Below are 23,039 nucleotides of genomic sequence, written 5' to 3'. Positions count from 1 at the left end.
CCGCAGAGTTGCTTGCAAACGAATGAGAAGGACGCCCGGTTGTCTGTGCATCAAGAGAACGATCTGCCGGGTTCGAGCGCGGACACCGCGCCTGCACCGGCGGTGTTTCTTCGCTCGTCTCTCGCTCCGCCCGCCCGGACGCTCATCGACGTTCTCCGCGATACGGCCCATCGTTTTCCCGACGCCCCCGCCATCGACGACGGTGCCGTGTCGGTCAGCTATTCCGAATTGTTGGACGACATCGCCGAGGGCGCCCAGTGGCTCGCCGATGCCGGCGTCCGGCGCGGCGATCGCGTCGGCATCCGCATGCCGTCCGGTTCCTTCTCCCTCTACGTCGCCATTCTGTCGATCCTCGCGGCCGGTGCCGCGTACGTACCGGTCGACGCGGACGATCCCGAGGAGCGAGCCGAGCTGGTCTTCGGCGAGGCGAAGGTGACGGCCATCGTCACCGCAGGCGGTATCGCCGCCGGTACCGCCCCCAAGCAGGATGTCCCCCAGGATGCCGGGCGACCGCCCACTCCCGAGGACGACGCCTGGGTCATTTTCACCTCGGGTTCGACGGGCACTCCCAAGGGCGTCGCGGTCAGTCATCGCAACGCGGCTGCGTTCGTGGACGCCGAGGCGCGCATGTTCTTGCAGAAGGATCCGTTGGGCCCGGGCGACCGAGTGCTCGCCGGCCTGTCGGTGGCGTTCGACGCGTCGTGCGAGGAGATGTGGTTGGCGTGGCGGCACGGCGCTTGCCTGGTGCCGGCACCGCGTTCGCTGGTGCGGTCCGGCTTCGACCTCGGTCCCTGGCTGGTCTCCCGCGACATCAGTGTCGTCTCGACGGTGCCGACCCTGGCGTCGCTGTGGCCGGCGGTCGCACTCGAAGCGGTACGACTGCTCATCTTCGGCGGCGAAGCATGCCCCCCGGAGCTCGCCGAGCGGCTCGCCGTCGAGGGACGCGAGGTGTGGAACACCTACGGCCCCACCGAAGCGACGGTCGTGGCATGCGCGGCGATCATGGACGGGACGGGTCCGGTCCGCATCGGTCTGCCCCTCGATGGCTGGGACCTGGCGGTGGTCGACGCGTCGGGCACTCCGGTCCAGGTCGGTGAGGTCGGTGAACTCGTCATCGGTGGTGTCGGCCTGGCCCGGTACCTCGACCCGGCCAAGGACGCCGAGAAGTACGCTCCCATGCCCTCTCTCGGGTGGGACCGGGCGTATCGCAGCGGTGATCTGGTCAAGCTCGAGCTCGAGGGCCTGCTCTTCCAGGGTCGCGCCGACGATCAGGTCAAGCTCGGTGGTCGACGCATCGAGCTCGGCGAGATAGACAATGCGTTGCAAGCACTTCCGGGCGTCAGCGGTGCGGCCGCGGCCATCCGCAAGACCGGTGCTGGTAATTCGGTTCTAGTCGGCTACCTCGCCAGTACCGACCCCGATTTCGATCTGGAGGCAGCCCGCGCGTTGTTGGCCGAGCACCTGCCGTCGGCGCTGGTTCCGCGGCTCGCCCTGGTCGAGGAGATGCCCACACGTACCTCGGGCAAGGTCGACCGCAATGCGCTGCCGTGGCCGCTGCCCGGCATGGCGGGGGCCTCGGCACTCGGAGGTACTGCGGGGTGGGTCGCCGAGTTGTGGACCAACATCCTCGGCGCTCAGGTCAACGACGAGAACGCCGATTTCTTCGCCAACGGCGGCGGATCGCTCTCGGCCGCGCAGTTGGTGACGGCGCTGCGCGAGCGGTTCCCCGAGGTCACCGTCGCGCAGTTGTACGACCACCCCCGATTGGGTTCGCTCGCACAGTATCTCGACGACTTGAAGCCCGTCGTCGAGGCCATTCCACGCGAGGTCGCCCCCACTTCACGACCGGCCCAGTGGGCTCAAATTCTGGCGACGGTTCCGCTGACCACCTTGACCGGGCTGCAGTGGGTCACCTGGTTGGGATTGCTGTTCAACGTCATGTCGTGGTTCGGCGACGTGCCGTGGGCTCCCACCCTGTCGTGGTGGTGGGTTCTGCTCGCCTTCGTTCTGTTCATCACCCCGGTCGGACGAATGGCGATCTCGGTAATCGGATCCCGCATCCTGCTCTCCGGCTTGAAACCCGGCGCATACAAGCGCGGCGGCAGCATGCACATACGGCTTTGGGCGGCAACGAGATTGACCGATGCCAGCGGTGCCTCCAATCTTTCGGGTGCACCGTGGATGGTCTACTACGCGCGCGCTCTCGGCTCGAAGATCGGCAAGGGAGTAGACCTGCACACGCTGCCTCCGGTCACCGGCATGCTGGAGCTGGGCGACGGCTGTTCCATCGAACCCGAGGTCGATCTGTCCGGGCACTGGATCGACGGCGATCTGGTCTACATCGGCGGAATCGAGATCGGTGCCGGCGCCACCGTCGGGGCTCGTTCGACGCTGCTGCCGGGAACCAAGGTCGGTAAGAACGCGGTCGTCACCGCCGGCTCGGCCGTCGTCGGCCGGGTGAAGGCCGGGCAGATGTGGTCGGGTTCGCCGGCGCAGAAGGTCGGCAAGGCCGATCATCCGTGGCCCGCCGAAACGCCTCCGCGAGCGACGCACTGGGTACTCGCGTACGGCGTCGCATCGCTGTTCCTGTCCGGTATGGCGCTGTTCTCGATCGCCGTGAGCCTGGTGCTGATGGGCTGGTGGATTCACACCGCCGACTCCGTACTCGACGCCTTCTCACGAGGACTGGTGATGCTGCCCGTCGCCACGGTGGTGTCGCTGGCGGTGTTCGCGCTGATCACCGTCGTCGCGGTCCGGTTGCTCAGTATCGGACTCGTCGGCGGCTATCACCCGGTTCGCAGCCGCATCGGCTGGCAGGTCTGGGCCACCGAACGGTTGATGGATTCCGCGCGCACGTTCCTGTTCCCGCTCTACGCATCCTTGCTGACGCCGCATTGGCTTCGGCTCCTCGGCGCGAAGATCGGTAAGGACGTCGAGGCGTCGACCGTGCTGATGATTCCCAAGTTCACCACCGTCGCCGACGGCGCGTTCCTGGCCGACGACACCATGGTCGCCAGCTACGAACTCGGCGGCGGCTGGATGCATCTGGGCGACGCCAAAGTGGGCAAGCGTGCGTTCCTGGGCAACTCCGGCATGACCGGGCCCGGGCGTACCGTCCCGAAGAACGGTCTGGTCGCCGTGTTGTCCGCGACCCCGGACAAGGCCAAGTCCGGTTCATCGTGGCTCGGTAGCCCACCGGTGCGGTTGCGCCGGGCCGCCGGCAGCGCGGATTCGTCCCGCACGTTCGATCCGCCCAGGAAGCTGAAGGTCGCGCGCGCGCTCGTCGAGACATGCCGATTGATTCCTGTCGTCGTGACGTTCGGCATCGGACTCGGAGTGTTGTTCGGACTCACTGCCATCGCCGACTCCGTCGGATACTGGCCGGCCGCACTGCTGAGCGGAGTTGTTCTGCTCGTCGCCGGCTTCGTGGCTGCCGCAGTGTCGGCGGCAGCGAAGTGGCTGTGGGTGGGCCGTATCGGCAAGACGGACCACCCGCTGTGGAGCTCGTTCGTGTGGCGCAACGAGGTGGCCGACACGTTCGTCGAGACCGTCGCCGCACCGTGGTTCGCTCGCGCCGCCGAGGGCACCGCGGTACTCAACATGTGGCTGCGGTGGCTCGGGGCGGACATCGGCCGAGGTGTGTGGTGCGAAACGTACTGGCTGCCGGAGGCAGATCTGGTGACGTTGGCCGACGGCGCGACGGTGAACCGAGGGTGCGTTGTGCAGACGCACCTGTTCCATGATCGGATCATGTCCATGGACACGGTCGATCTCGGCGCGGGCGCAACCCTGGGACCGCACTGCGTCGCGCTCCCGGCATCGGGTATCGGCGACGGCGCAACGGTGGGTCCCGCCTCCCTGGTGATGCGCGGCGATACGGTTCCCGCGCATACTCGTTGGCAAGGCAATCCGATCGCGCCGTGGGCCAAGGGTGATCCCTTTCCTCGGATTCGCGACGACCGAAACGAGGGGTGATCTTCCGTGCCCGACAGATTGGTGGCGCCGGTGTTCGACGTCGATGCCAACGACAATCCGATCGATACGTATCTACCGCAGAACGGCAACCGCGGCTACCGCGTCTCGCGCTACGAACTCGACCTCGAATACAAGGTCGAGAGCAACCGGTTGACGGGTAAGGCGAAGATCACCGCCGTCACCACCGCGACGGTGTCGAAGTTCGCGCTCGACCTCGGTCCGGCGTTGAGCGTGTCGAAGGTGTCGGTCAACGGTTCGCGTTCGGTGAAGTTCACCCACCAGCGCGGGAAGTTGAAGATCACCCCGGCCAAGCCCATCGCCTCGGGCGCGGCGTTGGTGGTGACGGTGACGTACGGCGGAACTCCCAAGCCCATCGACGGCGTGTGGGGTGAGGTCGGCTGGGAGGAGCTCACCGAGGGTTCGCTCGTCGCGAGCCAGCCCAACGGCGCTGCGTCGTGGTTCCCGTGTGACGACCATCCGGTGTCCAAGGCCAGCTACGGCATCACCATCACCACCGATTCGCCGTACTACGCGGTGGCCAACGGAACGTTGGTGCGCAAGCAGACTCGCGCCAGCCGCACCACTTGGGTGTACGAGCAGCCCGAGCCGATGGCCACGTATCTGGCGACCATTCAGATCGGACCGTACGAGCATCGCATCGTCAGCCCGGGTCCGGTGCCGATGAAGGCGATCACTCCCCCACGACTGCGCGCACAGTTCGACCACGATTTCGGCCGTCAGCCGCAGATGATGGACACCTTCGTACGGCTTTACGGCCCATACCCTTTCGCGTCGTACACCGTGGTGGTGACCGACGACGATCTCGAGATTCCGATCGAGGCACAAGGGCTGTCGATCTTCGGTGCCAATCACTGTTCGGGCTCCCGGTACTACGAGCGTCTGGTGGCGCACGAATTGGCGCACCAGTGGTTCGGCAATTCTCTGACCCTCGGCAAGTGGGCCGACATCTGGCTGCACGAGGGATTCGCGTGCTACTCCGAGTGGATCTGGGCCGAGAACTCCGGTGGCGCAACGGCTCACGAGAAGGCCAAACGGGCGCACACGATTCAGCGCGGCCTCGATATGGACCTGCAACTCACCGATCCAGGCTCGGCCCGCATCTTCGACGACCGCGTCTACAAGCGCGGCGCACTGGCCCTGCATGCACTACGACGCACCATCGGCGACGAGCGATTCTTCGGCCTCATCCAGGAATGGACCTCCAAATACCGCTATTCGACGGTGGCGACCGCGGACTTCACCGACCTCGCCTCGCGCTTCGGTTGCCCTCGAAGCCTGTGGGACGCATGGTTGGTCGATACGCAGTTGCCGTCGCTGCCGTAGGTCCAGCGGCTCGGATCGACTCCCCAGTTTCGGAAATGTGCCTCCGATCGGAGGCATATTTCCCAGTTCGGGGAGCAGATTGCCGTCAGCTGGAGCCGAGCGACTGTGCCAGACCCACGACCACACAGCCGTACATCGCTACGGTCGCCGATGCCTGACGCCAGAAGCCGCGTGGGAACGACGCCGCCCAGCGTCCTCTGCCATCGAGTTGCAGATCGCACGGGAAGTCGCTGATGATCATCGCTGCGGCCGGTTGTTTCGAGTGGGCAAGTACCACTCCGGTGGTGAACGGCAGACCCCGAACGAACAGGTGACCGCGAGACGCCCCGGCCCGGTACCGGACTGCAGACTCGGTCACAGTTCCCGTGTACCAACGTCGTTGGACGTTCCATCCGGTCGCGTGCGCCAGCCGAAGATTGGATTCGCCGCGCAGGGCAGTGTCGACGGTGTCGACGTCGGCGATCACTCCCCAGCGCAGCATCGACCCCCACCGGGCGATCCGTCGGTAGCGCGACACCAGCGCGCCGAACAGCACGATCGCAAAGACGTACGGCACCACCGACGGATGCTCGGCCCAGCAGGCGGCCGACACGATCACCGCGACGAGAAACCAGTACGCCTCTCGCCGGTTCCAGACCGTGGCACCGGCGAGCACCACCGTCGGAGGCACTCGGTGCGGCGGGGCAGTGCGGGAGGACGCCGGCATGATGCCGCTGATCCTAGAGCCGAACCGGTCAGTGCGCACCCACTCGCGGAGTGCTCTGTCTCTTCGGACAGTGGCCGATACCTACGTATCATCCACTGATGACGAAACGGGGCTGGGGACTTGTCGTTGCAGTGACGCTGGCTGTCGCTCTCGTGTCTCTCGCCTCGAATGTCACCACCGTGAGCCAGTTGTCCGCTGAGGCGAACACAGTGCTGGCCGTGCGCTCGACGTTCAGCAAGGTAGTGAATTCCGGTGCCGTGTGGGCCGGTCTGCCCATCCTGTGCGGTTGGCTGGTCCGACGTCCGGTGCACGGGTTCGCGGCGGGCATCGTAGCGAGCCTGCTGGCGTTGGTGGTGCACTACGGCGTGGGGCAAATTTTCGGAATGTTCGACGAGACCGTGTGGGCGGGCAACCGGTTCTGGTTCGCTCTTGCCCTCGTCCTGGGCGGCCCGCTGGGGCTGATCGGCGCGGTTGCGCGAACCGATGGCCTCTCGGGGGCGATCGCGCGGCTCGTCGTCCCTGCCGGGGCGATCATCGAACCGTTCTTTCGGGGCATGTTCAGCGTGCCGGCGATCCTGCCGTGGCCCGAGCGCTTCTCCAATGTCGCCGCCGGCATCGTTCTCCTCGTGGCGGGAATTGCGGGTGCCGGGGTGCTGATCCGCAAGCGGAGCAAGCAGTTCCGCGGCCCTAAGGCAAGTGAGCAGACGTCTTCGCCCGCACCACAAGACCGCAGATTCCGGCCATCACCGCGCCGAATCCGAAGATGATGGGGTACGTGACCACCCCGGGCCAGGTCTCGGTCAGCGCGGAGAGCACAGCCGGCACCGCGAACCCGAGGTACGTCAGCGAATAGAACACTGCGGTCAGGCCGGCGAGATCATCAGGGCCCGCAATGCGTTGCACCTCTTGCAAACCCGAGACCAAGGCCATGCCGTATCCGCAGCCCAGCACCGCGGCTGCGATCAATGCTGCGGCAATGGTGAGCACCGATGCCGCCCACGCCGCCACCGCCATGCCGACCACCAGCAGAGTCAGCGCAACCAGAGCGCCGCGTGCATTGGCGGGGGTGTCGATGCGACGCCCGACGGCCTGGATCGCGAACCCGGAACCGAGGGCGATCACCGCCATCGCGGCCGAGAGGGCGACGGGGTAGCCGCCACCGGGCTCGTCGGCCAGGGCGTCGGCCATCAGCGACGGCAGCACTGCGTACGCGACACTCGCGGCACCGAACACCCATGGTGCCAACGGCAACACGACGAACAGGAAGCGTCGATGCGACGCCGACGGAATCCTGAGATCGTCGACAAGACTCTTTCTTTTCGACGACGCCGCGGCGGCGCGTGTCTCCGGGACCGACAGCATGCCGACGAATGCGGCGATGCAGATCAGCACGTGCACGCTGTAGGCGAGGTGCGTCGGCCAGGGTGCCCACTGCGCGAGCACCCCGGCGACTCCGGCACCGAGCGCGAAACCCGCAGTCAGCGACATCGCGGCCCGTCGCGCTCCGGCACCGGGCTTGGCGGCGGCGTCGCGGCTGGAGAGTTCCTTGACCCAACTACCGCCGACGGCCATACCTATTCCGAGCGCGATGCCACTGAGCACGCGGCCGCCGAAGAGCATGACGGCGCTGTCGGGTCCGAGTGCGATCAGAATGGACCCCGCCGCGGCAATTGCGGGCGCGGGCAACATGATCGGGCGTCGGCCGAGTCGATCCGACAGCGGACCGCAGATCAACATCGCCGGAATGATGCCGAGGACGTAGGCGAACAGGAACGTATCGACCACCACGGCGGAGAAGCCGTGATCGAGTCGGTACATCACCAGCAGCGGCGTGAACTCGTTGCCGCCCCAGGCGACGGCGAACATGCCGACAGCAACCAGCAGCCAGCGTTTGGCCGTCGTTTGCTGCAATTCTTCGTCGATCATTGCCTCGGTCATCGTGCTCCCCCTCTGTCTGTGCGCAGGCCGTGCACCCCGAGCATGTGCTGTTCGACGGCCCGCTCGAATTCGTCTGCGTCGCCGGCCTCGATCAGGTCGGTGAGTCGGCGATGGTCGTCGACGATGCGTGAAATCTGACCCGGGTCACGGGTCAGGGACGCCGTCGTCATCCGCCGCTGCCGCTCGCGAAGTCCGTCGTAGAACGCGTCGAGCAAAGGGTTGTTCCCCGCGCGGACGACGGTGCGATGGAAATCTGCGTCGGCGGCACTGAACTCGGCGGCGGTGCCGTCGACTGCCAGCTTTTCCTGGGTTCGCAGGTTCTCGCGAAGCGCATCCACCACTCGTGAGCGGGCACCGGTGTCGCCGATGAACGCTCGAACACTGCCCGCCTCGACGAGTCGACGCGCGTCGACGACACTTTCCGCCTCCCCCACTGCGATCGGAACGACCAGCGCCCCGCGCTTGGGATACAAGCGCATCCAGCCTTCGACCTGTAACCGCAGAAACGCCTCGCGTACGGGGGTGCGACTGATCTCGAGCCGCGTTGCGATCTCGCCTTCACTGACGAGCTCTCCGCCGGGCAGTTCCCCCGACACGATGAGCTCCTTGACCGTCGCATAGGCCGTATCGGCGGCTGATCTCGTCTCGGACACAACATAGATACTAGATGCGTCTCAGCAATCCACCAACTTGCAGCCCCCGAAAGGGCCACTCAACGTGACATCGACCGCCGGACTGCGCCTGTGGGTCGTTCCGCAGGCTTCACTCCCGTCCACCACATGTCACATTGACTCCCCGAGGGGCTCGAGAAAAGCCAGCGGTCAGGGCACCCAGTGCCGCGCGGCGATGTCGTCGATCACCGGATCCCCGTCGGGTGCCGCGTCCAGTGCTTCGAGGTCGTCGCGCAAGGCGTTGAGGCGCGGATCGTCGCCCTCGGCCTGCTCGGCGGGGGTCCCACCGTCGTCCGCGAGTTGCGCCAGCAGTTTCGCCCGAACCCGATCCCTCAGTGAGTCGCTCATTCGTCGTCACCCTTCTTGAACACGCGTCGGGCCGTGGGGATGAGTGCGATCAGCACACCCACCAGCACGATGATCGAGAAAATTTCCAGCAACACAGTTACTCCCAGGGTTTCAGGTCGGGGCGATTGCGGTGCCCCACGGGGTGTTGCGCACCACGGTGAACACGGCCAACAGAGCCACCCCGACGACAATGGTCGGGCGATTGAGGCGAGGCAACGCGAGAGGCGTCTGCATCCATCCAGCCCTGATCCACAGAGCCCACACCCCGACCGCGACGACGCCGAACAGCACCGCCACGACGTTGCTCGACGCGGCCGCCGCGATATCGCCGCGGGTGAGGTCGCCCAGAGCGCGGGTGGCTCCGCATCCCGGACACCACAGTCCGGTGAGAGCGTGGAACGGGCACGGCAGGTACGTCGAGGTTCGGGGGTCGCGTACGTGCAGCAGTACTGCCCCACCGACCGCGGCGGCCGCTACTCCCAGGGGTGCGGCGATGCTGCGAGTCCGGGTTGCCATGACTACCAGTCCATCACGGTTCGACGATGATCGTCGCCGTCATGTCGGGGTGCGGGGTGCAGTGGTAGGTGTAGGTACCCGCGGTGTCGAAGGTGTGGGTGAACTGTCCCGTCTGCATCAGTTCGCTGCGGAAGGACTTGTCGTCGGCTACGACGTTGTGGGCCAGAGCGCGGTCGGCGAACACCCACGTCACGGTCTCGCCGGCACTGATCGTCAGAGACTGCGGCGTGAACATCCGGTCGGCGACGGTCACCTGGTTCTCGGCGGCGGGCTCGGGGGGTGCGGCCGGGGTGGTTGCGGTGGAGCAGGCAGTGGCAGCCAACGTGATCGACAGTGCCGCGAACAATCCGAGTGCCTTCATGTCTTCGACGGTACCGAAGCTCTCCGGTTCAGCAGGTAGGCCGCCGTCAGCGCGATCGAGCGGTCCTCGTCCTGGGCCAAGCTGCGCAGGGCCTCCGCCGCGGCGGTACCCGGAATGCTGGCCAACGCCTGGGTCACCCGCAGACGCACCGGCATCTCGCGCGGCCCGGCCAGCAGAGCGGCGACCGTCGACTCGGCGGAACCGAGCTCACCGAGGGCATCTGCCGCGTCCACGTCGTGGTCGCCCTCGAACACCATCGTGATCAGTGTCGGGATCGCGTCGCCGATGCCTCGCGCCGCAAGCTCCAACGCCGCGACACGTCGTATCCGGTCGTCGTCGTGCCCCAGCGCCTCACCGAGCAACTCCGTTGCGTCGGGATGTGGAATTTCGACGACGGTGTCGACGGCGCGACGACGCACCTCGGGATCCGGTGAGTCGAGGCCCTGCCGCAGTGTCGCCACCGCGTCGCTTCCGGTCTGGGCAAGTGCCCATCGCAGGGCGCCGGCCACATTGGTGGCGGGCTCGCGCAGCACCGCCTCGGCCAGAGTCCGTGCCGGAACGGAGCGATCTCCGACGGAGGACAACGCCGCGGATTGCCGCTTCCCCGCACTCACCGAGTTCAGGTCGCCCAGCAAACCGATCACACCGAGCACGTCCTCCCAATCCTCCGGCCGGGAGCTGCCGATACGACGCAAGTGCGCCAGCAGTTCGGTATCGCGGGCGATGCGTTCTTCGGCTCGGGCGGCGAGCTCGTCGACGAGTCCCGTCGCCGCGAAACTCGGGTCGTCGAGTGCGCGCCCGACGTCGTGCAACGACAGACCCAGCGAACGCAGCGATTCGACATGGAACAGGCGGCGGACGTCGGCCGGGGAGTATTCGCGGTAGCCGGTGCCGCTCCGCGAGGTCGGCTGCACGAGCCCGAGCTTGTCGTAGTGCCGAAGCATGCGTGCGCTGACCCCGGATCGCCGCGCCACTTCACCGATCAACATCGTTCTATTTCACCCGTCGCTTCCGTGGCACCAAGCGCATCGACGCGCTTGGCCTCGAACACGGCGAACCCGGCGTCCGGGTCTCGGAGCAAAGCCTCGGTAGCCTGCGCGTGCGCGCTGACCCCAACATCCTTGCTCGACGCGGCCCGGCTCAGCTCCGGCTCGATCACCGAACCGAGCGCAACCAGTGCTCGGCTCAGACTGCGCTGGACCTCCCTATCGCCTCGTCCGAGTTGGGTGGTCAACGTTGTCGCCAACCACTGCTCGCTGCCGCCTGGAACCAGCACCACCGCCGCTCGCCACGCGCTCCGAGCCACCTCGTCGTCCGGATCGCTCAGTAGTTGCTCGGTGATCACCGGCCACGCGGCCCGATCCTTGACCTTGGACAGCGTGTGCAATGCCTGGCTGCGGGCCTGGGCGTTGCCGATGCGGACTTCCTGCATCAGGCGAGGAACCGTCGACGACGCTGGGTACCGAATCAACGCCCACGTCAACATCTCTCGCACCTGAAAGTCCTGCTCGACGGCGCATCGCTCGAACAGTGCGTCGAGAAAACGAGGCTCCGGTGCCGACCCGATGTCGAGTGCCGCCCGAAGCCGCACCGATCGATTCTGTTGCGTGAGTAATTCGATCATGGCTGTCAGCCAAGACCTTGTCACCGTGTGAAGGTCAAGCCTGACTCAGGACATCGGCCAGGGTCCGATTCATCGTGTTCAGCGCCCGTACCGCGACGCGCACCGACCCGGTCGAGTTCGCGCTGGTCAGCAACACATCCGATACTGTTGTGTCGGTGACCTTCTCGGGCTGATCCACATGCTTGCCCGCGACTGCCGCCTGCACTTGCCGGGCGGTGCCGCGCACCTGGATCGCTGCCTCACGCAGAGCCTGGGCCGTCTCGGGCGAGGGCATCGAGGCGGGATCGGCGCGCGAGGCGAGCACACCCGCTCGCGCCAGGGCGTGCGCGGATCTGCCACTGACGGCCAGCACCCGCAGCAGTCTCTTCGCCCCTCGCCTGCTCCGGGTCGTCGGCCCGAGCACCAGCGGCTTCCCCGCCGTCACCACGTCCTTGAGTGCGTTGTCCAGCGTGCGGGTCAACGCGACCAGGTCGGTGTCGCGACCGGGAGTGATCACCATGTCGACGCTGGTGTCGATCAAGGCATCCAGTCGATCGAGGTAGGTATCGACCTTGTCCACCAGTGTCTTTCGAGTTCCGGTCGAGAAGATGAAGTACGCGGATGCAATTCCGACGGCTCCGCCGACGGCAGTCTCGATGATCCGCAGTTCGAGAACCTCGATGCTGAACGTGCCGAGCAACCCGTAGAGCATCGCCAGCAGGATGGTCACGAAGAACGACAGCAGCGCGTAGGCGACGGTCACCAGATAGAACGCGAAGAACACGCAGACGACGATCAACGCCAACTGAACGGGCTGATCGTGACCCACGAGCGCAGCGATCACCACTCCGGCCAGCACTCCCGCCATCGTGCCCAGAATGCGCTGGCCGGCTCTGGTGAGAATTTCGCCGCGCGTCGACGCCCCGGTGAACACCAGAAATGCCGTCAGCACGGCCCAGTACCAACGGTCCGGCGAGACTAGCTCACCCAAAACCGTTGCCGCACTGGTGGCGACGGCAACCTGAATTGCCGCCTTGGTACTGGGGTTCAGGCCGGCAGGTGTGTCCTTGTCGGCCGGCGGGGCGCTGTCCGCACGCGGACTCGACGCGACGGCCACCGCATTGGTGGTGATGTGATGAATGGCGATGTGTGCCTGCACGGCTCGTTGAGCGGACACCGTCGCGATTCCGGCGGGCGTCGACGGGTCGGCCCGTTCGGCGGCGGTGGCAGCCAACTTTCGCGCGGCCTTGAGCTGTTCCGGCGGGGGATTGTTCTGCAAGCACGATCCCAGCGCCGTGGTCGCTTGCCCCAAGGCGGTAGGCCAGGGCTTGGCGGGGTCGAGGGCCCACAGAGAACTGACGAGCTGCTCGGTGGCAATCTGGGCGTCGAACACACGCAGCGAGAGATCGGTGCTGGTGACGCTGAGCAGTTGTCCTGCATCGTGTCGGTCCAGCCAATCGTCGATCATCAAGGCGGTGTTGCCGAGCCGATCGAGTCTGCGGCGCAACAGTTCCAGGTCTCGACCTTCCCCCGCCGATGCCGCCTCGAGTACGGACACCGACACTGCGCGCATGGCGTAGAGCAGTCGCCGCACCTCCACGATCGGACGGTCCGGGAAGACGACAGCTCGAACGAACAGCGCGACGAGCATTCCGCCGACAATCGCCGCGATCAACATCGGAACCTGACCCGGCGTCGCTCGAAGGAACAACGCGAAGAAGTACGAGATGAAGGCGACCATGCCCAGCGCCGTGCCGCGCGGGCCGAATCTACGCACCCACACCGCAGCGAACAGGACCGCGATGAAGCCGACGTCTGCCACCTTGCCGAGCTGCGAGAGCAGTGCCGCGGCCGTCACCGCCGCCGACGCCGGCAGCACCAGCAGCGCCGTGGTGACGAGCCGACTGCGCTGGTCCTTGTCCTTCACCGACGCCGACGCCTGCATCGCCACCACCGTGCCGAGCATGGCAACGGTCACGGGTTGACCGATGGCGCGAGTGACGAGCAGCAGCCCGACCATGGCGAGCAAGACAGTCAGTGTCGTAGCCGAAGCACTGCGAAGCCGTACCTGCCCGGGATCCGAGGCGTCGAGAATGCGGGCGAGGCGGTTCATTCCCCGATTCTGCGCTACGGGTCAGCCTCGTGCGGCTCGGATCGCGGGGGCCGACGAATGCGGAAGCAACCTGTTCATGTCCGACGGCGTGATCAGGTCCACGGTCGCCGACTCGTCCAAGCGGTACGGCTGCGTGGAGATGATGCCCGCGAGGTGCTTGCGCAGGCGCGACATCTCGGCCCGCACGGTGATCGCGCGGCCGTCGTCGCCGAACAGATCTGCAGCCATCTGCGACGCGGTGCGCCCCTGCCGGTGGATGGCCAGCAGGTACAGAATTTCGGCGTGCCGGGGCGTCGGCTCGTGGGTCCACTCCCCCACCTCGCTGCGCACCTCGATGCGGGGCTTCTGCGAATTGCGCAGGTCGATGCGAATTCTGGTCGTGTTGCCGGAGTCTGCCACCGACTCGTCCGCAGAGTTGGTGGGTCGGACGAGCCATCCGCCTGGGAGGGGTTCGAAGTCGCACACGCCGAGCGTCGGCAGCCAGAAACGCCCCGTCGCGAGGTCCTCGGGCAGCAGGATGCGATTGCGCAGCGCCACCGATTCGACTGCCGCGACCCAGCCGTTCGCGTCGACGGCCAGCGCCGGGGAGTGCAATCGCGCCAGCATCGGTGCGGCCACCGAACGCAACCGATCGAGTGTGGACCGATGAATTTCGCGCAGTTGCAATTCCGCCAACCGGGCCACCGCGTCGACCAGGGCGATCGTGGTGGGATGTACCGTCTTGGCCGGTCCGCTGACGTCGATGGCTCCCAGCACCTGACCGGTTCGCGGATCACGGATGGGTGCGCCGGCGCAGGTCCACGAATGATGGCTTCGCACATAGTGTTCGGCGGAAAAGATCTGCACAGCTCGACGGGAGACCAGTGCCGTCCCGATGGCATTGGTACCCACCGAATCTTCCGCCCAGTTGGCCCCCTCGACGAATCCGAGACCGTCGGCGCGGTCGAGAACCGACGTCGATCCGCTCCGCCACAGCACCCGCCCGTTCCGGTCTGCGACGACGAGGATGTTGTCGCCGTCCTGCACCACCGATTCCAGGCCGCGGGCCAGATCGTCCAGGATGTCGAACAACCCCGATTCCCGACGACTGAATTCGAGATCGGACGCGTCCATCTGCCTCTCGGCCGGATTGCCCAGTTCCGGGTCGATACCCAGGGTCTGCAACCGACGCCAGGAGTCACCGATGACCTCGCGGGGCCGTGCGGGTGACTTACCGCCGGTCATGGTCGCGTCGTAGACGGCCGTGAGTATCTGCGCATAGCGGCGCGGGTCTTCACCGGCCGCCAGCGCAGGTTCGGGGCCTGTCGACTGCGTCATCACTGCCAATTGTGCTCCACCTCACAGTGCTGTGTCGAGCAGGGTTGTCGAGCATGGTCGTGGAGCAGGGCTCCCGAACAGAGTGTCGGAACAATAGGCTGCGGTCAGCGGTAGACCAGACCGCCGTCGATCAGCGGTGCCTGGCCCGTCATGTAGTCCGAGTCGGGTCCGGCGAGATACGACACGAACGCGGCGACGTCCTCGGGAGTCTGCGCACGGCCGAGCGCGATACCGCCGACGTACTTGTCGTAGGTCTCCCCCTCGGCGGCACCGGTCAGCTCCGCGAATCGCCTGTCGATGGTCACCCACATGTCGGTGCCGACGACGCCGGGGCAATATGCGTTGACGGTGATGCCGTCCGCGGCGTACTCCTTCGCCGCCGACTGGGTGAGTGCGCGCACCGCGAATTTCGTTGCGCTGTAGACCCCGAGCATCGCGAACCCGTCGTGCCCGGCGATCGAGGACGCGTTGATGATCTTGCCCTTCTGGCCGAGGGATTTGAATGTGGCTGCGGCAGCCTGTATTCCCCACAACACACCGTCGACGTTCACGGCCCAGATCTTCTTCGTGTCTTCCGGCCGAACGTCGTCGAGTGGAGCCACCTGGGCGATGCCGGCATTGTTGACGATCACGTCGAATCCACCGAGCGCTTCCCGCGCATGCTCGACGGCCGCGAACACCTGATCCCGATCACTGACGTCGGCGACGAATGTCGTTGCTTGCCTGCCTATTTCACGAACCTCGTCGGCTACCGCCGAAATCTTGTCCTCGGCCAGGTCGACGAGGGCGATGTCGTGACCGTCGTTCGCCAGCCGGAGAGCTATTCCCCTGCCGATTCCCTGACCGGCCCCGGTCACCAATACTGCGCTCATGCGGACGCTCCTGTCGACGGGTCGACCAGCACCTTCATCTTGGTGCCCGCATGCAACGCCTCGAAACCGTCGTCGATCACCCCGTCGAGCGAGATTTTGTCCACCCAGCCCGTCGTGTCGTAGTGACCCTGGCTCATCAGATCGATGACGGCCTCGTAGTCGGCGGAGGTGTAGCAGAGCGAGCCCTGGATGCGGGATTCGTTCATCACTAGCTTCTGCAGCGGCGTGGTGAGGGGCTTTTCGTAGATCGCGACGCTGACCAGTGGCTTGCGCGCACCGATGCAGCCGAGTGCGGTTTCCACCGCAGGCTGCACACCGGCAGCGTCGTAGATCGCATCGGCACCGTTGCCGTCGGTGAGATCGGCGATGAAGGCGGGCACGTCCACTGCCGTCGGATCGAGGGTCTTGGCACCGAGAGCTTCGATCGACGCGCGGCGCGTCGGCGACGGTTCGACGACGTACACGTTGTCGAGTCCTTTGCCGCGCAGCGCAAACCACAGGCCGATGCCGATGGGACCGGCACCGAAGACCATCGCGGTGTCCTCGGGCTTCGGATCACCCAGCGTCGCTGCGTGATACGCAACCGACATCGGCTCGACGAGCGCTCCGAGTTCGAGGGAGACGTTGTCCGGCAAGGCGTGAATCATGTCGGTGGGCACCACGGTGTACTCGGCCATGCCGCCGTCGGACATCAGTCCGTGGAAGCCGATCTGAGCGCAGATGTTGTAGTTGCCCGCCCGGCACGGTCCGCAGTGGCCACAACGGTAGAGCGGTTCGATGGCGACGCGGTCGCCGACCGCGATACCGGTGACACCTTTGCCGAGCTCGGTGACGGTTCCGGAGAACTCGTGTCCGAGCACCAGAGGCATTTCCTGGCCGGTCAACGGATGCGGCGAGGTGGGGATGAAGATGGGCCCGGCGTAGTACTCGTGCAGGTCGGTTCCGCAGATACCGTTGAAACCGACCTTGATCTTGACCTGCCCCTCACCGGGATTCGGCTCCGGAACGTCGGTGATCTCCACCTTGTTGGGGCCGTAGTAGACAGCTGCGCGCATCGCTTCACTCCTGATCGTCGGATGCACTCATGTCTATGTGACGCCGACCACTTTCGACAGGGTTGCAGCGCGTTGCAGCGCGCCGGGGAGGGTGCAACCTCTCGCAACCCTGACGGCCCGTTGTGATTGCGCTCATAGTGACGGCGATACCGCCCACCACAGAGAGATCCCTCATGACCGCAACCGCAGATCGCCCGCTCGAAGAACCGAAAACAACCTCGCCACAGGGCAATTGGGTCCTGTTCGGAATGGCCAACCTCGCCGTCGTCGCCGCCGTGTCGCTTGCCACGTGGTACCTGCTGGCGGACCCCACCACCAGCCCGTGGAACTTCTATCCCCTCCCGTTCAATGCCGCGCTGTTCTGGGCGATCCTGTTCATCGTGTTCATCGGGTTCGATTGTGAATTCGCCGGATTCGACGCTCTGAAGCAGCCGATGCGCGGACTCGCGATCCTGATCTCGACGGCAGTGTTCGCCGTCGCCGTCACCTGGATTCTCGGCAGCGGCCTCGGAGCGCTGTATCCGGACTTCGCCGGCTCCCGCGAGGGTGGGCTCGGCTACTTCGCCGGCGCTCTGTTCGTCCTGTTCGGATTCGGCACGTGGGTCATGGTGGTCCTCAACTGGCAACACTGGCCGTGGACCGTGCTGCGCATGAAGCAACCGCTGATCGGACTCTGCGAGATCGCGTTCGTCGCCGTCCCCACTCTCGCCTTGTACTTCGTGTTCGGTCTGCCGTCCGTCTCGCTGTCGGCCACCGATCCACTGATGTCCGTGGATACAGCGCTCGGCTGGTTCTACTCGATCGTCGTCTCGGTGATCCTCACCGGCCAGACCCTCGACAACTGGCCGTGGAAACTCGCCGGTGGCGGCAGACGCACCGCGCTGGCGGCCACCGTCGGCAACGCAGTCCTCGGCACCGCGATCTACTTCCTGATGGTTCCCCTGGCAAAACTGCTCGTCGGCTCGGACGCCACCGCCGAACTCGGTAGCGTCATCGATCAGTTCCCCGCCCAGATCGGCGTGTGCTGGGCGTTCTGGATGATTTTCTGGGCGAACGGCTTCGGCAACCGATTCCCAGCGGTCGGCCGCGCACTCCTGACCTTCGCCCTGGCGATCGGTACGTTCCTGGCCTACTACTTCGTTCTCGCGGAACACGTACTGCACGAGCCCACGGTCGCGGCCGGGATCTCCGGGAACGCACTCGGCTTCGTCGACTGGCTGGTGCTGTGGACGTTGATCTACGTCGTCGGGTTCCAGTCGTTGGGCTTGAAGAGGCTGTCGCCGGCGTGAGCCGCTGCAACGCATTGCAACTCTCGACCCAGCCGCCTTCGAAGAGTGTGCTGGGTCACACAACGCACCGCACTTTCGTACGAGGAGTTTTCATGACCCAGACCATCGAGCCGGCCTCGATCAACCGCACGCGCAGTCCTCAGGAGCGGGTCGACGCCTGGCTGTCGACGTTCGAGGAAGCGCTGGTCGCACGTGATATCCCCCGTGTTGCCGGCATGTTCGCCGTCAGCAGCTTCTGGCGCGACCTCGTCACGTTCACCTGGAATCTCAAGACGGTGGAAGGTCGCGACGGCATCAGCGACATGCTGTCGCAGCGGCTCGACGACACCGATCCGACGGGCTTCCACACCACCGAGACCCCCGACGAGGCAGACGGCGTCGTCTCGGCCTGGATCGCATTCGAGACTGCGACGAGCCGCGGCAAGGGCCATCTGCGCTTGACGACGGACGCCGAGACCGGTGACGACGTGGCATGGACGCTGCTGACGACGATGCAGGAACTCAAGGGACACGAAGAGCGGCAGGGCAAATCCCGCATCAAGGGTGCGGTGCACGGCTCGAATGCCGACACCCAGAACTGGGCCGAGAAGAAGGAGATGGAGGAGAAGGAGCTCGGCTACAGCGTGCAGCCGTACGCCCTCGTGGTCGGCGGCGGCCAGGGCGGCATCGCACTCGGTGCGCGGTTCCGTCAGCTCGGTGTTCCGGCCATCGTCGTCGACCGCGCCGAACGCCCCGGTGACCAGTGGCGTGGCCGCTACAAGTCACTGTGCCTGCACGATCCGGTCTGGTACGACCACCTGCCCTACCTCCCGTTCCCGCCGAACTGGCCGGTGTTCGCGCCGAAGGACAAGATCGGTGACTGGCTCGAGATGTACACCAAGGTCATGGAGGTTCCGTACTGGAGCAAGACCACCGCCAAGTCCGCGACCTACGACGAGACGGCCAAGGAGTGGACCGTCGTCGTCGACCGTGACGGCGAGGAAGTGATCCTTCGGCCCAAGCAGTTGGTGATGGCCACCGGAATGTCGGGCAAGAAGAACGTGCCCAACTTCCCCGGCATGGACGAATTCGAGGGCGAACAGCACCACTCGAGCGAACACCCCGGTCCCGACGCCTATGTCGGCAAGCGGGTCGTGGTGGTCGGATCCAACAACTCGGCGCACGACATCTGCAAGGCGCTGTACGAGACGGGCGTCGACGTCACGATGCTGCAGCGTTCGTCGACGCACATCGTCAAGTCGGACTCGTTGTGCGAGATCGCTCTCGGTGATCTGTACTCCGAGCGCGCGGTGGAATCCGGAATGACCACGGCCAAGGCCGATCTGACGTTTGCATCCTTGCCGTACCGGATCATGCACGAGTTCCAGATTCCGGTGTACCAACAGATCGCGGAGCAGGACAAGGACTTCTACGATCGCCTCGAGAAGGCAGGCTTCCAACACGACTTCGGCGACGACGGTTCGGGCCTGTTCATGAAGTACCTGCGCCGCGGCTCGGGCTACTACATCGACGTCGGCGCATCCGAGCTCGTCGCGGACGGCAAGATCAAACTCGTTGCCGGACAGGTCGAGCGGATCAGCAAGACCGGCGTCGTACTCGACGACGGCACCGAGCTACCCGCGGACCTCATCGTCTATGCGACCGGCTACGGCTCGATGAACGGCTGGGTCGCCGATCTCATCGACCAGGAAACCGCAGACAAGGTGGGCAAGTGCTGGGGCCTGGGCTCGGACACCACCAAGGATCCCGGTCCGTGGGAGGGCGAACAGCGCAACATGTGGAAGCCGACGCAGCAGGAGAACTTCTGGTTCCACGGCGGCAATCTGCATCAGTCACGGCACTATTCGCTGTACTTGGCCCTGCAGATCAAGGCCCGCTACGAGGGCATCGACACCCCGGTCTACGGACTGCAGGAAGTGCATCACCTGCGGTGACCCACGTGAGTGGTAACTCGTAGCCTGCTACGAGGTTCGGAGTGGAGCCTGCGGAAAGCCCGCAGGCTCCACACTCACGTGCGGCGAAGCCGCTCTACTCGTACAGATCGATGCCCTGAGCCTTCTTGATCAGCGCATCCTCGGACCGCACCTGGGCGAGGTTCACGACCCGGGTCGGCAGCACCGACGAATACAGCCAATCCGTCGCCACCCGCACCCGGGCGGAGACCGTGGGTAGGGCGTACAGGTGGTAACCGCGCGCGACGAACTTCGCGACCGGTCCTGTCAACGGAAAACCGAGAGGCTTTGCGACGCCGTCGAATCCGCCGAGGTCGGCCACGAGGCCCAGATCCTTGTGCTTGTACGGACGCGCCTGACCGACGCCGAGTGACGCTGCGACATTGCGTGCCACGGCGACACCTTGACGCTGGGCGTGCTGCGCCGTCGGCGGTGTCGGCTTCGACGGGTCGGCGGCGATGTCCGGCACTGCCGCCGCGTCACCGATCGCCCAGACATCGGAGATGCCGGGAACGGTCATGTCCGCCCCCACGACGAGGCGGCCGCGATCGGTGGGCAGGCCCAACCGGGCGATGATCGGGCTCGCCGCGACGCCGGCTCCCCAGACGAGGGTTCGAGACGGAACGACCTCGTCGTCGGTCAGGGTCACCGACGTTGCCGTGGCCGACGCCACCGACACCCCCAGCCGAACGTCGACGCCGCGCTCGGCGAGCACCGCGAGCGCTTCCTTGCCCAGTCGTGGGCCCAATTCCGGCAGCACCGCGTCGGCCACGTCGACGAGCAGCCAACGCACCTCGTCGGGGTCGACGCTCGCCCACCGCGATGCGATGCCGGTGATCCACTTCTGCATCTGCGCAACGAATTCGGTGCCCGTGTAGCCCGCTCCCACGGCGACGACCGTCAATCGCTCGGCGCGTTCCCGTCGACCTTCCGGGGTGTCGGGCAGAGCGTCGGCGGCGTCGAGTTGCGCGAGCACGTGATTGCGGATGTACACGGCCTCACTCAACGTCTTGAGGCCGTATGCGTGCTCGTCGACGCCCGGAATGTCGAACTGTCTGGTCACCGACCCGGGTGCCAGGATCAGCTTGTCCCATTCGAGGGTCGTGTCGCCGTCGGGGCCGGTCACCGACAATTCGTGCGAATCGAAGTCGACGGTCGTGAGGTGCCCCAGCACCAGCTTGACCCGTGGCAGTGCCTGACGGGTCGAGACGGCGATGTCGCGCGGATCGAGGACACCGGTGGCGACCTCGGGCAACAACGGACTGTAGAGCAGGTAATCGGTGGGTGCCACCAGCGTCAGCTCGGCGCGTTCGGGGCCCAGCAGCTTGGTGAGCCGCTTCAGGGCGTTGAAGCCACCGAATCCACCGCCGACCACCACGACCCGGGCAGGCCGCGCGGGGACCGGAGCACTCGTACCGTCAACAGGAAGGAATCTGCGCATATCCGAGCCTAACCCGCCGGCGCAGGGCCTCGCAGACGACGTTCGAGGGTTACGGAAGAAATTCAGCGCACCCCGTCCCACACCGCGCGGGTCGCCGGCCTCGGGTCCAGAGCGACTCCGGATTCGTCGCCGAACATCATCACTGCACGGTCGGTGCCGTAGGTGTCCCATCCGGGAGATCCGTCCCGCACGAAATCCACCCAGGCACGGTGCATCTCGTCGGCCACCTTCTGCGGCGGGTTCGGGCCGGTGATGCGCGCGGTCTCGGGCTTGCTCAGCATGTCGAACACGAACGGTATCTCCAGCGCATGGCAGGCCCCGAGTGCACCGTCGAACAGCGAAGAGCGCCAAGTGAATTCGTAGACGAATGCGTTGCCCGACCGGGCCTCGACCAGTCGTGTGGCCGGGATACGGAAGAACCAATCGGTCATGACGGCGATCATCAGCTCGCCGGCCGACGCGTCGGGCAGCTGTTCGCGGTACCTGTCCAGCGCCGACGGGTCGGCTCGGTAACCGGCCAGGACCATCTTCACGTAGTCCTCGGTGATGTGCGGCACCAGCCCTGCCGGAACGATGAAGAACGCATGTTCCTCGCTCGTGGTTCCGATCAGCACGTCCACCTGCGCGCTCGCGCCGTCGCTGATGATTCGCGAAAATGGCAGTGCCGGAACGACATCGCCGTCGATGTACGGCTCGAAGGCCATCACGTTCAGGGCCAGTTCACCCCATGCGCCGGTCGGGGCCTCGGCCGTGATCCGATCGGACAGGTCGCGTTGAGCCTCGACCAGGGCGTCCACCGACACCGATGCGAATCCGTCGACCGTCGCCTCGACACCGAGTGTGGACGCCAAAGCCGAAGAGACTTTCGCTGCGGTCTCGGCGGTGATGACGTGGTGCCCGGCACCGCTCTGCAGAATTGCCCGCTGGAACAGTCCTTCGGCGCGGGGCATGGACATCAGGGTGCCGACGCTCATCGCGCCCGCGGACTCGCCGGCAATGGTCACGCGCGCCGGGTCTCCGCCGTAGGCCGCGATGTGATCGCGTACCCATTCGAGTGCCGCAACCTGGTCCAGCATCCCGCGGTTGGCGGGGGCACCGTCGATCAGCGCGAAACCGTCCACGCCGAGTCGGTAGTTGATCACCACGGCCACCACGCCGTCGCGAGCGAAGGCGGACCCGTCGTACGTGGGAATTGCATTGCTGCCGTTGACGAATGCTCCGCCGTGAATCCACACGAAAACCGGTGCCGATCCCCCGGCGTCGGGGGTGAAGACGTTGACGTTCAAGCAGTCGTCACCGGGCACCACCGGCTCGGTGAGGATCTCGCTGGTCGGCGGACGGTAGCCGACCTTGGGAACGGTGGCACCGAGCTCGAGCGCGTCACGCACTCCGTCCCACGTGGGCGGCGGCGTCGGCGCTTGGAACCGACGGGGCCCGAAGGGAGCCTCGGCGTACGGGACTCCGAGGAACGAGGTGACGCCCGCGTCGGTCCTACCGCGAACCTGGCCCTGAGGTGTGTCGACGGTGATCATGTCCAT

At 65.9% G+C, this 23,039-nt stretch carries 19 protein-coding genes; 5 read left to right on the top strand and 14 right to left on the bottom strand.

All coding sequences use genetic code 11. The features are described from left to right. Positions 1-45: 45 nt before the first annotated feature. On the top strand, positions 46-3,975 hold the full coding sequence (locus tag ACFI9K_RS07465) for a Pls/PosA family non-ribosomal peptide synthetase (RefSeq protein ID WP_462663028.1): 3,930 nt from the start codon (positions 46-48) through the stop codon (positions 3,973-3,975). 6 nt (positions 3,976-3,981) lie between these two features. Continuing rightward, positions 3,982-5,319, top strand: coding sequence for a M1 family metallopeptidase (locus tag ACFI9K_RS07460; protein ID WP_462662912.1), 1,338 nt, complete (start codon positions 3,982-3,984; stop codon positions 5,317-5,319). A gap of 85 nt (positions 5,320-5,404) precedes the next feature. On the opposite strand, the gene ACFI9K_RS07455 is transcribed toward ACFI9K_RS07460, so the two are convergent. Next, positions 5,405-6,025, bottom strand: a complete 621-nt coding sequence (locus ACFI9K_RS07455; protein WP_462662911.1) for a hypothetical protein — start codon at positions 6,023-6,025, stop codon at positions 5,405-5,407. 98 nt (positions 6,026-6,123) lie between these two features. Here ACFI9K_RS07455 and ACFI9K_RS07450 point away from each other — a divergent pair, with 98 nt between their 5' ends. Further along, positions 6,124-6,792 (top strand): hypothetical protein, encoded by a 669-nt coding sequence (locus ACFI9K_RS07450; protein WP_462662910.1) that lies wholly within the window; start codon positions 6,124-6,126, stop codon positions 6,790-6,792. Here the strand turns inward: ACFI9K_RS07450 and ACFI9K_RS07445 are convergent. The 11 genes from ACFI9K_RS07445 to ACFI9K_RS07395 all read right to left on the bottom strand — a co-directional run bounded on the left by ACFI9K_RS07445 (position 6,713) and on the right by ACFI9K_RS07395 (position 16,819). Beyond that, positions 6,713-7,963, bottom strand: a complete 1,251-nt coding sequence (locus ACFI9K_RS07445) for an MFS transporter (RefSeq protein ID WP_462662909.1) — start codon at positions 7,961-7,963, stop codon at positions 6,713-6,715. The two genes, ACFI9K_RS07450 and ACFI9K_RS07445, sit on opposite strands and share 80 nt — an antisense overlap. Beyond that, the gene (locus ACFI9K_RS07440) at positions 7,960-8,616 is read right to left on the bottom strand and encodes a GntR family transcriptional regulator (RefSeq protein ID WP_462662908.1); all 657 of its coding nucleotides are present in this window, start codon (positions 8,614-8,616) and stop codon (positions 7,960-7,962) included. The genes ACFI9K_RS07445 and ACFI9K_RS07440 overlap by 4 nt, the downstream gene beginning before the upstream one ends. Positions 8,617-8,784: 168 nt before the next feature. Beyond that, positions 8,785-8,982 carry a hypothetical protein gene (locus tag ACFI9K_RS07435; protein WP_462662907.1) on the bottom strand — a complete coding sequence of 66 codons (198 nt, stop codon included), beginning with the start codon at positions 8,980-8,982 and terminating at the stop codon, positions 8,785-8,787. A gap of 111 nt (positions 8,983-9,093) precedes the next feature. Next, positions 9,094-9,498, bottom strand: a complete 405-nt coding sequence (locus ACFI9K_RS07430; RefSeq protein ID WP_462662906.1) for a DUF2752 domain-containing protein — start codon at positions 9,496-9,498, stop codon at positions 9,094-9,096. Positions 9,499-9,511: 13 nt separating this feature from the next. Next, positions 9,512-9,859 carry a cupredoxin domain-containing protein gene (locus ACFI9K_RS07425; protein ID WP_462662905.1) on the bottom strand — a complete coding sequence of 116 codons (348 nt, stop codon included), beginning with the start codon at positions 9,857-9,859 and terminating at the stop codon, positions 9,512-9,514. Further along, positions 9,856-10,848: a HEAT repeat domain-containing protein gene (locus ACFI9K_RS07420; protein ID WP_462662904.1), complete on the bottom strand. Its 993-nt coding sequence runs from the start codon at positions 10,846-10,848 to the stop codon at positions 9,856-9,858. The genes ACFI9K_RS07425 and ACFI9K_RS07420 overlap by 4 nt, the downstream gene beginning before the upstream one ends. Then, complete coding sequence (locus ACFI9K_RS07415) at positions 10,842-11,483, bottom strand: HEAT repeat domain-containing protein (protein WP_462662903.1); 642 nt, start codon at positions 11,481-11,483, stop codon at positions 10,842-10,844. The genes ACFI9K_RS07420 and ACFI9K_RS07415 overlap by 7 nt, the downstream gene beginning before the upstream one ends. Positions 11,484-11,517: 34 nt before the next feature. Continuing rightward, positions 11,518-13,575 carry an FUSC family protein gene (locus ACFI9K_RS07410; RefSeq protein WP_462662902.1) on the bottom strand — a complete coding sequence of 686 codons (2,058 nt, stop codon included), beginning with the start codon at positions 13,573-13,575 and terminating at the stop codon, positions 11,518-11,520. A gap of 21 nt (positions 13,576-13,596) precedes the next feature. Next, a complete protein-coding gene (locus ACFI9K_RS07405; protein WP_462662901.1) occupies positions 13,597-14,892 on the bottom strand; it encodes a GAF domain-containing protein in 1,296 nt (431 codons plus the stop codon). 104 nt (positions 14,893-14,996) lie between these two features. After that, entirely contained in the window at positions 14,997-15,764 is a 768-nt protein-coding gene (locus ACFI9K_RS07400) for an acetoin reductase (protein ID WP_462662900.1), read from the bottom strand. Continuing rightward, positions 15,761-16,819, bottom strand: a complete 1,059-nt coding sequence (locus ACFI9K_RS07395; RefSeq protein WP_462662899.1) for a 2,3-butanediol dehydrogenase — start codon at positions 16,817-16,819, stop codon at positions 15,761-15,763. Before ACFI9K_RS07395 ends, ACFI9K_RS07400 begins: the two co-directional genes overlap by 4 nt. Positions 16,820-16,992: 173 nt before the next feature. On the opposite strand from ACFI9K_RS07395, the gene ACFI9K_RS07390 reads away from it, so the two are divergent. Beyond that, positions 16,993-18,108: a hypothetical protein gene (locus tag ACFI9K_RS07390; protein ID WP_462662898.1), complete on the top strand. Its 1,116-nt coding sequence runs from the start codon at positions 16,993-16,995 to the stop codon at positions 18,106-18,108. A 92-nt stretch (positions 18,109-18,200) separates the two neighbouring features. Next, complete coding sequence (locus ACFI9K_RS07385) at positions 18,201-20,042, top strand: NAD(P)-binding domain-containing protein (RefSeq protein WP_462662897.1); 1,842 nt, start codon at positions 18,201-18,203, stop codon at positions 20,040-20,042. Positions 20,043-20,136: 94 nt separating this feature from the next. Here the strand turns inward: ACFI9K_RS07385 and ACFI9K_RS07380 are convergent, their stop codons facing one another. Continuing rightward, a complete protein-coding gene (locus ACFI9K_RS07380; RefSeq protein WP_462662896.1) occupies positions 20,137-21,501 on the bottom strand; it encodes an NAD(P)/FAD-dependent oxidoreductase in 1,365 nt (454 codons plus the stop codon). Positions 21,502-21,563: 62 nt separating this feature from the next. Further along, positions 21,564-23,039, bottom strand: coding sequence for a carboxylesterase/lipase family protein (locus ACFI9K_RS07375; RefSeq protein WP_462662895.1), 1,476 nt, complete (start codon positions 23,037-23,039; stop codon positions 21,564-21,566).

This window comes from Rhodococcus sp. PSi06, from assembly GCF_054960675.1.
This window is presented reverse-complemented; position numbering and strand designations above follow the sequence as displayed.